We start from the raw sequence: 13,777 nt of genomic DNA, 5'->3' as shown, positions 1-13,777 counted from the left end.
ACATGAACCAAGATGAGCCTCAACAGGTCAAGGACTTACTCCCGAACGCGCCCTTCCAATTGGGCGGTGGTTTGGACCTTGATACTGGACGTGAAACCTTTGTCGCCCTTGATCAACATAAACGGTTCAAGGAGCACGTTCAGAAAAATCGAGTAAGAGGGGTCTGTGTCTATCCACTATCTGGCCCTGTTGGCATCGGTCGGACATGGACGCTTGCTTGGCTAGCTAGGCAAGCCGTTGAGAATGATTTAGATACTGATGAACGCTGGGAAGCCGCACTAGTATCGGACCTTGGTGGGGGGGAAGTTCGAGATCTTTATCAATCTATTTTCTCGGCAACCGAATATCTGCGTGGTGAAGTGGAAGAAGACTTACCGACTGGGACCGATTCAATTTCCGGTCGAGGACGGGAAGGAATTCTCAACCACGCAGTCATGAACCGCGAGAGTTGGGCTGTCCTAACTGGAAATAAGGGACGGTTCCCCAGTATCTCAGGGATAGATGAAAAACCGAAGTGGACGCAAAGAGAGGTGCAAACTGACTTCTTGAGAAGATGGCTAACGCGATTATACGACACGGGAGTCGATAATTTATTAATTCTTATTGACGAGTTCGAGACTACAGTAACCCGACTGAGTTCGAATAAGATGACCGACTTCAGTGACGGTCTCCGTAGACTTTACGACGTAATTGAGCAAGAGGATAACGTTCCTAATGTGGAGATCATCATTAGTGCAACTACGCAAGCAGCAACGAAGATTGATCCAACTGCTTCGTCAAAGGATTTGCCAGGTTGGTTGACTGCACTCGAATCCCGAATGGTTCGTGGATTCAGCTTGGGTAAGATTAGCGAGGATGATGCAAAACAAATAGCATCTCGCGTTATCGACTACAGACGGACCGTTGATCTTGAGGATCAATTTGAGCCGTATACTGAGGCTTCAATTGAAACTGCATTCGATGGCAGTGATGGATTGACCCGAAGATTGGGTGAAATACTTAATGAGATGTACATAATTGCGTATACGGAAACCCAGATTGATGAAGAAATCGCCCGAGAGGCCGTTGAAGCTTTGGACTATGACTTGAGGATGCTTGATTAGACCTGATTGAGTTAGTAAATATATACGCGCTCAAAATCTATATTATGTCTATCTGATTAGAGTTGCAGAACCTTCTCTCACCCGCTGCTGTGCTATCACCGAGTACTTCCTGAACGTATCTCAGCTACTCTAAGTCGTCACGAGAATGCGCTCAACCTCGCGCTCGTAGAGGACCGAAGTGCTGCGAATTCCACGGCCTACAGCCCGTACAGCTCCGCTCGCTCCAGTTCTCGGTTAATCGTCGGCCGCGAACTGTCCAATCGCTCGGCAGCCTTGCGCTTCGAGAGTTCGTCTTTCTGCACCATGTCGAGTACGAAGACGACGTCGTGGTAGTTGTCGGCCTCGACGAGCCGGCCGTCGTCCTTCTCCAACCCGAGCGGCGCGGGGCCGTGGTGGTAGTCCTCGTTGGCCTGTCGCGCAGCTCGCCGTCCTCGGCGTCGGCCATCATCTCTTGGTAGCCGGAGCGCTCGGTGTTCGTGCCAGTGGACTTGTCGCGGTAGATCGAGAGGTCCGCGCCGAACTCGCGCTCGATGTCGTTGCCGGCGCGTGAGATGGAGTCCGTGAGTGATGCTTCTGTGTCTTCGTTGAGCAGAACGCGGACCTCCATCGTTACTACGGGATGTTCCCCGGGCTGGTGGCGATGTCTGAGTCGGTCTCGGCCATCTCACGAACGCGCTCGCGCTCTTCCTCGACTACCCGCATCTCCTCGGGGTGGTCGTGGTAGTACGCCAGCGCGTGGTAGACTTCCGAGAGCGAGAGGTCCAGTCGGGTAGCGACAGTCTCGGGGCCGAGGCCACGACCTTCGACCCACTTGTGGAACACCTACCCCGGCGGCCAGCGTTTCCCGAATTCGTACTCTTCCGCCCAGTTTATCGACGGCTGGGCCTGCTCGGGTTCGGCCACCCGCAGGCTCATCGTGCGCTCGTAGCTCGCGCGCTCGACGAGATACTGCTCGCCGCGCTCCGCGCAGTCCACGACCACGTACTCGACATCGTCGGGACCCGGGACGGTCTGGCTCGTGTCGAAGCGAATCCGGCCGTTCGTCACCGAGCCCCGGCGCACGGCCGCTCGCAGGAGGTCGTCCGCGGGCGTGCGCAGGATGACGTCGTAGGGCGCGTCGCTGTCCATCGCATCGATGACGTCCACGCCGCGGTCGCGTAGCGTCTGGACGATGGCCTCGCGCTCGCCCGCGACGGCGTTCGTGCCGTCCTCGGGCGGCCACTGTTCGTCAAATTTGTACTCGGCCGCCCAGTTGATGCTCGGCTGCTCGATTTCGGGGTCCTCGACGCGGAGGCGCATCTCCGTCTCGAACGCGTCCTCGTCGACGAGATACAGCTGTTCGAGCTCGTGGCAGTACACAGCGAAGAAGTCCGTGTCGCCGTCGTAGGTCTTGTAGACGTTGCCGCTCGAGTTCGTGTGGCTCGATTTCCCGTGGAACTCCACGCAGCCGTCCGAGAGCCAGCCGGTCTTCACCTGAATCCGATAGAGGTCGCCCGCTGATTCCGCGACCAGATCGTAGCGCTCGTTGTCACCAAACGGGACTGACACGGGTATCTCCCGCCGTTTCAACTCCGTGATGACGGTGGCCTCGGTCAAGTCTCCTTTCCGATGCGACTCCATACGAAATAGTGTGGTCGGGATTACATATAGACTTCCGGACTACCGCGTTCGACGGCCGTCGCCCTGGTCGTCGTGACGTCGCAGAGAAGTGGGACCGCCCGAATTTGAATCGGGGTTACAGCGTCCCAAACGCTGAAGGATACCAAGCTACCCCACGGTCCCGCACGTAGACGTACCGCCGGGTGCGGCGTAAGGGTTTCGTTCGGCGGGCTGGCGCCACAACGACTTTCGCGGTGGGGGACACAGCGAGAGGTATGCCAACGATGCTGGAGGTCGGGCTCGCGGTCCTCGTACTGGTGGCGTTGTTCGGCGCGTACCGCGTGATTCGCGCGGTGAAGCCGTTCATCGTCAACGCCGTGGTGGGGCTGGTGGTCATCCTCCTCGCGCAGTATTTCGGTGCGAACGTGGCGGTGACGCCGCTGGCGCTGCTGGTGGTCGCCGTCGGCGGGGTACCGGGCGCGATACTCGTCATCCTGCTGGCGACCGTCGGCGTGGCGTTCGTGCCGGGGCTGCTGACGGTGCCGCTGGCACTCTGACGGGGTGACAACGGATGGACTCGATACGACGCGCGATTGGCGGCGGGGTCGCGGGGACCATCGTGATGTCCGTCGTGCTCGTCATCGCGGAGGTCGAAGCCCGCTTCGAGCTGGGTGTCGGCCCGGCGATAGCGCGGTACGCGGGCGTCTCCGACCAGCCCGTGCTGGGATTGTTCGTATTCCTGCTGGCGGGGATGGTGTTGTTCCCGCTGGTGTTCGTGCGACTGGAGGGCGTGCTCTCGCACGTGCCGGGCGGCGGCGACCCGGCAATCAGGGGGATGGCGTTCAGCCTTCCGCTGTGGGTGGTGTACGTCGCGGTGGGGTCGCCCGACCTCGCGTCGGCGGAGGGCGCGCTCCACCTCTCCTTTACGCTGTTCGCGCACCTCCTCTACGGCTTCACGCTCGGCGCGGTCTACCACTCGCTTGCGGACGTCTGATTACTCCGCGTCGTAGGGGAGTTCGTCCCACTCGGCGGTGCGTTTGTCGCCGTGTTCGCGGAGGTCCCAGGGGTCGTCGGTGGTGACGGGGTCGCCCATCCGGTAGGACTGCACGAGGTTGAACAGCCAGACGACGGTGCCGAGCGCGATGAGAATCGCGCCGAGCGTCGCGACCTGCTGGAGGCCGGCGAACTCCGCAGGGTAGGAGGCGTACCGCCGCGGTAGCCCTTCCTGGCCCATAATCATCATCGGGCCGAACGCGAGCACGATGCCGACGATGGTGAGCACGAAGTGCGCGACGGAGAGCCGGTAGTCGGTGTGTTTGCCGACGACGAGGGGGTACCAGTAGTAGACGCCCGCGAAGAACGCGAACGAGATGAGCCCCATGATGATGAAGTGGAAGTGGCCGACGACGTAGTAGGTGTCGTGCAGCAGTAAGTCGACGGGGATGGCGGCGAGGAAGATGCCGGTGACGCCGCCGACGATGAACGTCCCGATGCCGCCGATGCAGAACAGCATCGGCGCGGTGAGGCGGACGTGGCCGTTCCACATCGTCGTAATCCAGTTGAACACCTTCACCGCCGACGGCACGGCGATGGCGATGGAGACGGCCATGAAGCTAGCGCGGAGGCGTGGATCGATGCCCGTCGTGAACATGTGGTGAGCCCACACGCCGAAGGAGAGCACGCCGATGGCGAGCGTCGAGTAGACGACGAACTTGAACCCGAACAGCTTCCGCCCGGAGAATTTGGGGACGAGCAGGCTGACAATACCCATCGGCGGCAGCACCAGAATGTAGACTTCGGGGTGGCCGAAGAACCAAAACAGGTGCTGCCAGAGGATGGGGCTCCCGCCCTGAATGGCGAAGAACGTCGTGCCGACGGTGCGGTCTAACAGGAGCATGACGAGCGCGCTGCCCAGCAGCGGGAACGCGAACAGGATCAGGCCGGACTGCGTGAGCATCGTCCACGAGAAGATGTCGAGTTCGCGCCACGACACCTCGCGTTCGGTGAAGATGGTCGTGATGAAGTTGATGGCGGACATCGTGGTGGCGACCCCGGAGAGGTGGAGTCCGAGCAGGACGATGCTCACCGTCGGGAGTTCGAGTTGCACGGACAGCGGCGCGTAGAACGTCCACCCCGTGGCGGGCGGCGCGAGCGCGAGCAGTTGTTCGCCGAGCGCGCCGAGGCCGCCGGCGACGAAGACGTGCCCGAGGACGTCCGAGAGCAAGCCCGCGCGCAACAACACGAGCGCGGGGACGAGCAGCCAGAACGCGATGGCGTTGATGCGCGGGAACGCCATGTCGTCGGCGCCGATGAACAGCGGCAGCAGGTAGTTCCCGAGGCCGGCGAGCGCGGGCGTCCCGAACATGAACAGCATCGTCAGCCCGTGCATCGTGAACAGGGCGTTGTACGTGTGTTCGTCCCAGACCGAAACGGCAGGATCGTACAGTTCGGTGCGCATCATCATCGCGTCCGTGCCGCCCCAGAGGAACGCGGTCGCGGCGAACGCCAGATACAGCAGGCCGATGTCCTTGTGGTCGACAGTCGTCAGCCAGCGCGTGACGCCGCTGAGCTTGTTCGCGGCGGTCGTCCCGAGCAGCGAACCCGAGCCCGCGGGTTCGCCACCGTCTGGCTCGACGGGCGTCTGTTCGTCGCTCGGTTCGCCGCCGTCCGCGAGCGCGTTCGCGCCGCTGGGCTGCTGTGCGTCCGGCGAGCGGTCCGCGCGCCACGCGGCGTAGAGCACGATGCCGGCGCCGACAACCGAGAGCGCGGCCAGTCCGGCCGCGGCGACCAGAGGCATGTGCGGCCGGTTTGCGGGCCTCCGGGTAAAATCAAACGGCAGATATGGCGGCGGAAGCGCGCTACTGTTGTTCGTCGCGCAACTCGATGTCGGCGACGATCTCGTAGGGGTGTCGCTGCTTGCGGACGCCGTCCAGAATCGTGAACGCCGCGCCGGGTTCGAGGAAGTGCGTGGTCACGGCGCGCCCGAGCGGTGTCGGTGAGAAGCCGTCGATGAACTCGTACTCGATGAGTTTGCCGAGCGCATGCTTGGTCGGCACCTCGCCGAGCATCCGGTCGTTGAGGCGCTTGGCGGCCTTCCCGCCGACCGTGACGTTCGCCAGCGTCTCCTCGACGGCCGCGGTCTCGTCGTAGTGCGTGACGACGTCCTCCATCTCGCCCTTCAGGAGTTTGAACGCGATTTCCTCCTCCGTGCCCTCCATCGAGGAGTGGTAGGAGGCGTCGGGTTCGACGAGCATGTACACCTTCCCGCGGTCGTGGTAGTCCGGCCGCCCTGCCCGGCCGAGCATCTGCTCGAACTCCTGAACGGAGAGCCACTCGATGCCCATCGCGAGCGTGTCGAAGATGACCTGCGAGGCGGGGAAGTCCACGCCCGCCGCCAGCGCCGCCGTCGTCACGACCGCCGAGAGGTCTTGGTTTCCGAACCGGCGCTCGACGGACTTGCGCTCGCCGTAGTCCAGTCCCGCGTGGTACGCCGCGGAGGGGTAGTCGAGCTTCCGGGAGATTTCGTGGCAGCGCCGACGGGAGTTCGTGAAGATAATCGTCTGTCCCTTGTACCCCTTCGAGGACTCCTGGTCGAACTCGCGGCGCACGAGCTTGTTCTCGATGTCGGGCTTCTCGTTGCCCTCTGCGAACGTCACGTGGCGCTCGATGGGAATCGGGCGCTCCTCGAACTCCACGAGGTTCGCGCGCATCCCCCGCGCGAGCTCGCCGGGGTTGCCGACGGTCGCGGAGAGGTAAATCCACTGCGCGCCCCCGTAGTCGCGGTACTGCTGTTCGCGCTGCTCGCAGTAGTACTTCAGCCGCGAGATGAGGCCGTCGAGGCGGTGGCCGCGCTCGTCCTCCTTGAGCGTGTGCACCTCGTCGATGACCACGGTCCCGATGTCCCCGAGGTCCTTCCCCGTGCGGAGCGCGTGGTCGATGCCCTCGTAGGTGCCGACGATGATGTCCGCGCTGGGGTCGAACGCGTGGCCGTCGTCCCGAATCCGCGACGACCCCACGCGAATCGTGACGTTCGCCAGGTCGCCGTACTCGTCCTCGAAGTCCTCGTGTTTCTGGTTCGCCAGCGCCACCAGCGGCACCAAGAACAGCATCTTCCCGTTCCCGGAGAGCAGCCGATGGAGGCCCGCCATCTCGCCGACGAGCGTCTTCCCGGTCGCCGTCGCCGAGACCACGAGTTGGTCCTCGCCGTCGAGCAAGCCGTTCTCCACGGAGAGGCTCTGCACGGGCAGGAGGTTGTCGAAGCGACTCTCGAACAGCTCCTTCACGCCCGGGTGGAGGTCGAGGTCCGAGACCGGCATCGGGTCGACCTCGTCGGTCGTCGCCGACACCTCGTCGAACTTCGTCAGGTCCGGGTCGAGGTTCCCGCCCAGCAGGCCCGTGATGCGGCCGAGGTCCTGCTCCTCCAGCAGGAGTTCTTCGAGGCGCTCTTGGGCGGCGCCGGTCATGCTGCCGTTGAACGACAACTCCCGCTCCAGTTCCCGAATCGCGCAGTCCTGACAGATGAACTCGCCGTCCGCCTCGATAGCGGTCTCGGACGTTATCGGGGAGTAGCGGCCCTTCCCCGCGCAGTACCGACACGTCCGCACGACCTTGGCGTCCTGCTGGTAGGCGCCCAGCATCTCCTGCAGTTCCTCGCGGCCCGCCCGCGAGGTCTGCTCGCTGATGCGGATGCGGTCCGCGCGCCGCGCGATGTCCACGAACTGGTCGGGGTTGCGCGGCTCCTCGCCGCTCCCCGTCTTCACGCGAAATCGTCCGGGACGCGGCCCCGCGTCCCGCTCCGTCAACTCCAGTTTCGCGCGGAACAACCGGTCGCCGCTCCGCTGAGCGACCGCCAAGTAGTCGTCTCCGGTCTCGTGGAGGAACAACGTATCCACGCGCTGGACCTGCTCAGACACGAACCAACGTAGGAGAGCGCGGTATTTCAGCGATTCGCTTGCTAGGTCTTTCCGCAGTATGTGTTCGCGATTAAGCGGTTGCCGATGCCTCCTCGAAAGCCCCGGCGCGCTCGGCGTCTGCGACTCGCTGCGCTCCTCGGCCTTCGGCCTGTGGTGCTTGCTTCGTCTCGACTGCCGACCGCGCCGCCCCTTTCAGTCCACCCGATACCGGCTGTTCAGTCGCTGTCGCCGGTGGTCGGTGTCGACGTCACTCGACGAGTTCGATAGTGTCGTCGCCGTTCGGGACGACGCAGACGAACGCGCCTTCCTCGTTGCCGGGGTTGTCGTACCAGTGGACCGCGCCCGCGGGGATGAGGAGGCTGTCGCCGGCGCTCACTGTGTACTCCTCGCCGTCGATGCCGACCGTGTACTCGCCTGCGAGGACGTACTGCTCGTGTTCGACCTCGTTCGTGTGCTCGGGGACGCTCGCGCCCGCGTCGAGGACGAACCGCCGCATCGCGAAGTGTGGCGCGCCGTCAGACTCGCTTTGCTCGTCTGACGAGCCCCCGCTCGTGTCGCTCGCGGGGACGCCATCGGTGTCGTCCAGCAGCACGCCCTTCCGCATGCCCTCGGCGGCGTCCACGGTCTCGTACTCGACGTCGGCAGCGCGGCGAATCACGTGGATCGCGGTCTCGGAAGTCGTCATACCCGTACTGTGGCGGTCCCGCGCCTTAGGCGTCACCGTCCCGGAGGCCGAGGACCTCGCGGGCTTCGGCCGGCGACGCGACCGGGCGCCCGAGCGTCTCCGCGACGCCGACGACGCGCTCGACGAGTTGGGCGTTGCTCTCCGCGAGTTCTCCCTTCTCGTAGTAGACGTTGTCTTCGAGGCCGACGCGGACGTGCCCGCCGAACAGCACGCCCATCGCGGCGAACGGGAGTTGGTGGGGGCCGAACCCGAGCGTGTTGAACGTCGCGCCATCCGGGAGGTTCGACACCAAATTGAGGAAGTTCCGGGGACGGGGCCGCGTGAGCGTTCCCGGCCCGAAGATGAGCGTGGCGTACACGGGGTCGGCGAGGTCGTGGCGGTCGAGGAGGCCGTGGACTTCGTTGAGGTGGCCGTCGTTGAACACCTCCAGTTCGGGCTTGATTCCTCGGTCGTCCATCTCGTCGTACAGCGAGTCCACGAGCCCGCGCGTGTTCTCGCTGGTGAGGTGGTCGTAGCGGTTCAGCGGCCCCATGTCGAGGCTCGCCATCTCCGGCGCGGGGTCCGTGCGAAGGGGTTCGTGGCGCAGGTCGTCGGGCGCGCCCGTGCCGCCCGTCGAGTGCTGGATTATCACGTCGTCCGCCCGCGCCCGGATTTCGTCGTCGATTGCTTGGAAGTCCTCGGTGGCGAACGACCGCTCGCCGTTCGGCTTCCGCGCGTGGACGTGGACCACCGACGCGCCCGCCGCCTCAGCCGCCGCAGCGGCCTTCCCGATCTCCTCGGGCGTCTCGGGGACGTTCGGGTTCGCTTCCTTCCCGTGGACGCCGCCCGTGAGCGCCGCGGTCACGATGACCGGCTCGTCCGCGAGGAACGCCTCGTAGCTCACGCGTTCTCGCCCGCGTGCTCGCGGAATATCTCGCAGTCAGTGGCGTGGTCGAGGTCGTAGCGGTCGTTGCAGACGTCCGCGCGCATCGCCTCGACGAACTGGTCGGCGGCCCCGCAGTACGCCCGCTCGACGTCGAACGAGCGGCCGTCGCCCTCGTCGCGGTACTCCAAGAACGGGCAGGTCATACGCCGGCTTCGCGGGCTGGCGTGTTAACAGTTCGCTGGCACCACCGTCCCTCGGTGACACGGCCGTCACCCGGTGACGGTGCCGTCTAACTGGGGTATAGGTGTCTGGGAGCCGTACGGCCGAGTATGCCACCGACGACGCCGGGACTCCACCACGTCACGGCCATCGCGGGCGACCCGCAGGCGAACGCCGACTTCTACGTCGAGACGCTCGGCCTGCGGTTCGTCAAGCGCACCGTCAACCACGACGACACCGGAACGTACCACTTCTACTTCGGGGACTACGAGGGGACGCCCGGGACGAACATCACGTTCTTCCCGTGGACGGAAAGCGGCCGCGACGGCCAGTTCGGCGCGGGGCAGACTCGCGACACCGCCTACCTGATTCCGCCCGAGTCCGTCGACTACTGGGTCCAGCGCCTCCACGAGCGCGGCGTCGACGTCGAGGAGGACGAGCGCTTCGGCGACACCGTCCTCCGGTTCGCGGACCCGGACGGCGTCGGCCTCGAACTAATCGCGAGTGAGCACGCCCGCGATTCCGACGCGGTGCCGTGGCCCGACGGCCCGGTGCCCGCCGAACACCAACTCCGGGGGTTCCACAGCGTCACGCTCGCGGTCCGCGAGTTCGGGCCGACCGAGGAGATTCTGACGGACGTACTCGGCTACGAACGCGTCGCCGAAGACGGCGACCGGCGGCGCTACCGGACGCCCGAAGGCGGCGCGCACGCCCTGCTGGACCTCGTGGAGACGGAGGCCGCCCGCGGCACGATGGGCGTCGGGACCGTCCACCACGTCGCGTTCACGGCTCGGAGCGTCGACGAACTGGAGGCGTACGAGGAGGCCTACGCCGAGCGCGGCCTCGCGGCGAACGGCCCCATCGACCGCAAGTACTTCCAGTCGCTGTACTGCCGGGAGCCCGGCGGCGTCCTCTTCGAAATCGCCACCGACGGCCCGGGCTTCGACGCCGACGAGCCGGTCGAGGAACTCGGGTCGTCGCTCGTCCTGCCGGACTGGCTGGAGGCCGACCGCGAGGCAATCGAGGCGGCGCTCCCCGACTTCGTGCCGCCGGCCGCGGGCGACGGGGGCGAGTAGCGTGCCGGCGCCCGGGAGCGACCGCGTCGGCGCGCCCTTCCGCTTCGACTACGACACTCCCGTCCTCCGGTACGGCGCCGACTGCGTGGCCGACCTCGCGGCCGAACTCGACGCGCAGGGGTTCGAGCGCGCGCTCGTCGTCTGCGGGTCGACGGTCGGCAACACGGCGGCCGTAATGGACCCGGTTCGCGACGGCCTCGGCGACCGCCTCGCGGGCGTCTTCGCCGAGACGACCCCCGAGAAACTGCTGTCGACGGCGCTGGACGCGCGAGACGCGTACCGTGAGCGCGACGCTGACGTACTCGTCTCGCTCGGCGGCGGCAGCAGCCTCGACGTTGCCAAAGCCGCCAGCGTGCTCGCCGCGGGCGACCACGACCGAGAAGCCGCCGCCCGCGAGTTCGCGTCGACGGGGACGCTGTCTGCGGACGGCGACCTCGAACCAATCGTTGCCGCGCCGACGACGCTCGCGGGCGCGGACCTCTCCGTGGTCGCGGGCCTCAACGCCGCGCCCGATGCGGGACTCGTCGACGAGTTCGTGAGTGGCGGGCTCTCGGACCGCCGGCTGATGCCGCGTGCGGTCTTCTACGACCCCGCGCTCGTCGCGACGACGCCCTACGACGTGCTCGTCGGCTCCGCGATGAACGGCTTCGACAAGGGCATCGAGACGCTGTACGCCGCGAACGCCACGCCCGTCACGGACGCCACTGCCGCCCGCGGCCTCGGCCTGATGGCCGACGGTCTCCGCGAGTTAGGGCGCAGAGCGGTGAGCGCGGACACGCTCGAACCCGTGCTAGAGGGGTTGTTGCTCGTCCAGTACGGTATCTCGCGGCCCGGCGAGACCACGCTCTCGATACTCCACGCGTTCGGCCACGGCCTCACCGACGGCTACGCCGTCCAGCAGGGCGCCGCGCACGCCGTCATAGCACCCCACGCCCTCCGCTACCTCTTCGCTGAGGTGGACGGCCGCCGCGACCTGCTCGCGGACGCGCTCGGCGTCGGAGATGCGGACGACCCCGCCGAAGCCGTCGTCGAGGCAGTCGCGGACGTCCGGGACGCGCTCGGTCTCCCCGACTCGCTGTCGGCCGTCGACGGCCCCGAACCCGACGACTTCCCGGCGGTCGCCGAGACCGTCGTCGCGGACTCGTTCGTCGCGAACGCGCCCGCCGGTCTCGACCTCACGACTGGTGATGTCGAAGCCGTCCTCCGCGCGGCCTACTGACCACCGCGGCGCTCGCCTCGGGTCGTCGCCGCCCCCGCTTTTAAACGGCGTGCGCCGGTATCCGTGTGTATGCGAAGCTTCAAAGTCGGGAGCGCGTTCGGCATCCCGATCAAACTCGACGTCACGTTCCTGCTGATTCTCCCCGTGTTCGCGTACCTCATCGGGACGCAGGTCGACATCTGGATAGAGACGCTCAACAGCGTGCCGTTCGACGCCAACCTCGACGCTGCCGCGCTCACCGACGGAGACATGCAGTGGTACCTCGGCATCGCTGCCGCCGTCGGCCTGTTCGTCGGCGTCGTCCTCCACGAACTCGGACACAGCGTCGTCGCGATGCGGTTCGGATTCCCCATCGACTCCATCACGCTGTGGATTCTCGGCGGCATCGCCTCCCTCTCCGACCAGCCCGAGGAGTGGAGCCAAGAGTTCTGGATTGCCATCGCCGGCCCCGTCGTCAGCATCGCGCTCGGGGTGTTGTCGTTCGGCGCGCTGCGGTTCCTGCCGGCGTCGCTCGACACGCTCCGGTTCGTCTTCGGCTACCTCGCGCTGATGAACTTCGCGCTCGCCGCGTTCAACCTCCTCCCCGGCTTCCCGATGGACGGCGGGCGCGTCCTCCGCGCGCTGCTCGCCCGCAAGCGCTCGTTCGCCCGCGCCACTCAGATTGCCGCCGAGGTCGGGAAACTGTTCGCGCTCCTCATCGGTATCGTCGGCCTGCTTGGGTTCAATCCCATCCTCATCGCCATCGCCTTCTTCATCTACATCGGCGCGTCCGGCGAAGCCCAGCGCACCGTGATGAACGCCGTCTTCCAAGACGTCACTGTCGCGGACATCATGACCCGTGACGTCCACACCGTCGACGCCGACGACTCCGTCGCCGAACTCATGGAGCGCATGCTCGAAGAACGCCACACCGGCTACCCAGTCATGCGCAACGGCAGCGTCGTCGGGATGGTCACGCTCGACGACGCCCGCGACGTCGACGCGGTCGAACGGGACGCCATCCTCGTCGAGGACGTGATGTCCGACCAAGTCCACTCCATCGGCGAGACGAACAACGCGATGGACGCGCTCGACGCCATGCAGGAGCACGGCGTCGGCCGCCTCGTCGTCGTCGACGAGGCCGACGAGATGGTCGGCCTCGTCTCCCGCACCGACCTCATGACCGCCTTCGACATCATCCAGTCGACGGGGGTCAGCGCCGAACCCACCATCCCCGGCACGAGCGGCCAGTCCGCGCCCTGACTACTCCAGCGGCTCCACCACGACCCGTCCGTTCGTCGTGCCGATTGTCACGTCCCGCGTGCCGCCCCCGAGCGTCCCCGTGACGTGGGCGTTGTCGCCGCGCTCGTCCTCTAGCGGCAGTTCCTCGATTTCGACGTAGCCGGTCTCCGTTCGTGCGTCCAGCGTCGCGTCGGCCTCCGGCGACAGCGCCACCTCGACGTCCCCGTTCTCGGTGCGCACCGACACGTCCCCCGGCAGGGGCGCCGGCACGTCCGCGGCGACGTCGCCGTTCTCGCTGGCTACCGTGCTGACTGGGCCGGCGTCGCGAACCGTCACGCTCCCATTCATCGAGCGCGCCGCGGCCACCCCGGCCACGCCCCGAACCTCGACGTGGCCGTTGTCCGTCTGTACCGACCCCATCGCGGCGTCCTCGGGTGCGCGGACGTCGATGTCGACGCTCACGCTGCTGGTGTCTCCGTCAATGTCGACGGTCAACGCCCGGTCGTCGCCGTCTCCGGACACCGCGACGGTCACGTCGTCGAGGCGTTCGTCGCTGGGCACCGTCACTACCGCGTCGACGCTCACTTCGGGTCTGTTCCGCCCGGAGACATTCACGTCGCCGTTCGCGTTCTCGATTCGAAGCCGGCCGCCGTCCGGCAGGTCGAAGTACCGCTCGCGGGTCTCCTGCACGGGGTCACCGAACAGGCTACCCCGGTCCGTACACCCGGCGAGGGCGGCAGTCGTACCGGCCGCGAGGCCGGAGAGGAGGGCTCTGCGTCTCACACCGGATGCGCGTACCGAACCAGTAAATCAGTTGTCGTCTCACAGCGGTCGCTGTGTGGGGTGCCGCTGGTGGGTTCATTCTTCGACTGCTGGG

The 13,777-nt window shown here is 65.8% G+C and carries 15 protein-coding genes and 1 tRNA gene; 6 read left to right on the top strand and 10 right to left on the bottom strand.

The genetic code is table 11. The annotated features are described in order from the left end of the window. The first annotated feature begins 2 nt into the window (after positions 1–2). The gene (locus AVZ66_RS16305; RefSeq protein ID WP_157575656.1) at positions 3–1,103 is read left to right on the top strand and encodes a hypothetical protein; all 1,101 of its coding nucleotides are present in this window, start codon (positions 3–5) and stop codon (positions 1,101–1,103) included. 197 nt (positions 1,104–1,300) lie between these two features. On the opposite strand, the gene AVZ66_RS16905 is transcribed toward AVZ66_RS16305, so the two are convergent. From AVZ66_RS16905 to AVZ66_RS11990, 4 genes are all read right to left on the bottom strand, one after another. Further along, complete coding sequence (locus AVZ66_RS16905; protein WP_231727110.1) at positions 1,301–1,474, bottom strand: hypothetical protein; 174 nt, start codon at positions 1,472–1,474, stop codon at positions 1,301–1,303. 241 nt (positions 1,475–1,715) lie between these two features. After that, positions 1,716–1,925, bottom strand: a complete 210-nt coding sequence (locus AVZ66_RS12000) for a hypothetical protein (protein ID WP_058984310.1) — start codon at positions 1,923–1,925, stop codon at positions 1,716–1,718. Continuing rightward, entirely contained in the window at positions 1,926–2,723 is a 798-nt protein-coding gene (locus AVZ66_RS16300; protein WP_058984309.1) for a group I intron-associated PD-(D/E)XK endonuclease, read from the bottom strand. 89 nt (positions 2,724–2,812) lie between these two features. Continuing rightward, positions 2,813–2,885, bottom strand: a tRNA-Pro gene (locus tag AVZ66_RS11990). A 92-nt stretch (positions 2,886–2,977) separates the two neighbouring features. Here AVZ66_RS11990 and AVZ66_RS11985 point away from each other — a divergent pair. Both AVZ66_RS11985 and AVZ66_RS11980 read left to right on the top strand, forming a co-directional pair. Further along, positions 2,978–3,259, top strand: a complete 282-nt coding sequence (locus AVZ66_RS11985) for a pro-sigmaK processing inhibitor BofA family protein (RefSeq protein WP_058984308.1) — start codon at positions 2,978–2,980, stop codon at positions 3,257–3,259. A 14-nt stretch (positions 3,260–3,273) separates the two neighbouring features. Next, positions 3,274–3,696: a DUF6789 family protein gene (locus AVZ66_RS11980; RefSeq protein WP_157575655.1), complete on the top strand. Its 423-nt coding sequence runs from the start codon at positions 3,274–3,276 to the stop codon at positions 3,694–3,696. Here the strand turns inward: AVZ66_RS11980 and AVZ66_RS11975 are convergent, their stop codons facing one another. The 5 genes from AVZ66_RS11975 to AVZ66_RS11955 all read right to left on the bottom strand — a co-directional run bounded on the left by AVZ66_RS11975 (position 3,697) and on the right by AVZ66_RS11955 (position 9,368). Next, positions 3,697–5,499: a cbb3-type cytochrome c oxidase subunit I gene (locus AVZ66_RS11975; protein ID WP_058984306.1), complete on the bottom strand. Its 1,803-nt coding sequence runs from the start codon at positions 5,497–5,499 to the stop codon at positions 3,697–3,699. Positions 5,500–5,560: 61 nt separating this feature from the next. After that, positions 5,561–7,615 (bottom strand): DEAD/DEAH box helicase, encoded by a 2,055-nt coding sequence (locus AVZ66_RS11970; RefSeq protein ID WP_058984305.1) that lies wholly within the window; start codon positions 7,613–7,615, stop codon positions 5,561–5,563. 247 nt (positions 7,616–7,862) lie between these two features. Then, positions 7,863–8,300 carry a cupin domain-containing protein gene (locus AVZ66_RS11965; protein WP_058984304.1) on the bottom strand — a complete coding sequence of 146 codons (438 nt, stop codon included), beginning with the start codon at positions 8,298–8,300 and terminating at the stop codon, positions 7,863–7,865. A 25-nt stretch (positions 8,301–8,325) separates the two neighbouring features. Further along, positions 8,326–9,183 carry a 3-keto-5-aminohexanoate cleavage protein gene (locus tag AVZ66_RS11960; protein WP_058984303.1) on the bottom strand — a complete coding sequence of 286 codons (858 nt, stop codon included), beginning with the start codon at positions 9,181–9,183 and terminating at the stop codon, positions 8,326–8,328. Further along, positions 9,180–9,368, bottom strand: a complete 189-nt coding sequence (locus tag AVZ66_RS11955) for a hypothetical protein (RefSeq protein ID WP_058984302.1) — start codon at positions 9,366–9,368, stop codon at positions 9,180–9,182. The genes AVZ66_RS11960 and AVZ66_RS11955 overlap by 4 nt, the downstream gene beginning before the upstream one ends. A gap of 126 nt (positions 9,369–9,494) precedes the next feature. Here AVZ66_RS11955 and AVZ66_RS11950 point away from each other — a divergent pair, with 126 nt between their 5' ends. From AVZ66_RS11950 to AVZ66_RS11940, 3 genes are all read left to right on the top strand, one after another. Next, complete coding sequence (locus AVZ66_RS11950) at positions 9,495–10,460, top strand: ring-cleaving dioxygenase (RefSeq protein ID WP_058984301.1); 966 nt, start codon at positions 9,495–9,497, stop codon at positions 10,458–10,460. A 1-nt stretch (position 10,461) separates the two neighbouring features. Next, positions 10,462–11,679, top strand: coding sequence for an iron-containing alcohol dehydrogenase family protein (locus tag AVZ66_RS11945; RefSeq protein ID WP_058984300.1), 1,218 nt, complete (start codon positions 10,462–10,464; stop codon positions 11,677–11,679). Positions 11,680–11,748: 69 nt separating this feature from the next. Next, complete coding sequence (locus AVZ66_RS11940) at positions 11,749–12,921, top strand: CBS domain-containing protein (protein WP_058984299.1); 1,173 nt, start codon at positions 11,749–11,751, stop codon at positions 12,919–12,921. Here the strand turns inward: AVZ66_RS11940 and AVZ66_RS11935 are convergent, their stop codons facing one another. Further along, positions 12,922–13,683 carry a DUF4097 family beta strand repeat-containing protein gene (locus tag AVZ66_RS11935; protein ID WP_058984298.1) on the bottom strand — a complete coding sequence of 254 codons (762 nt, stop codon included), beginning with the start codon at positions 13,681–13,683 and terminating at the stop codon, positions 12,922–12,924. Positions 13,684–13,777: the final 94 nt, after the last annotated feature.

This window comes from Halobacterium sp. CBA1132 (assembly GCF_001485535.1).
Taxonomy (GTDB): Archaea; Halobacteriota; Halobacteria; order Halobacteriales; family Halobacteriaceae; genus Halobacterium.
This window is presented reverse-complemented; position numbering and strand designations above follow the sequence as displayed.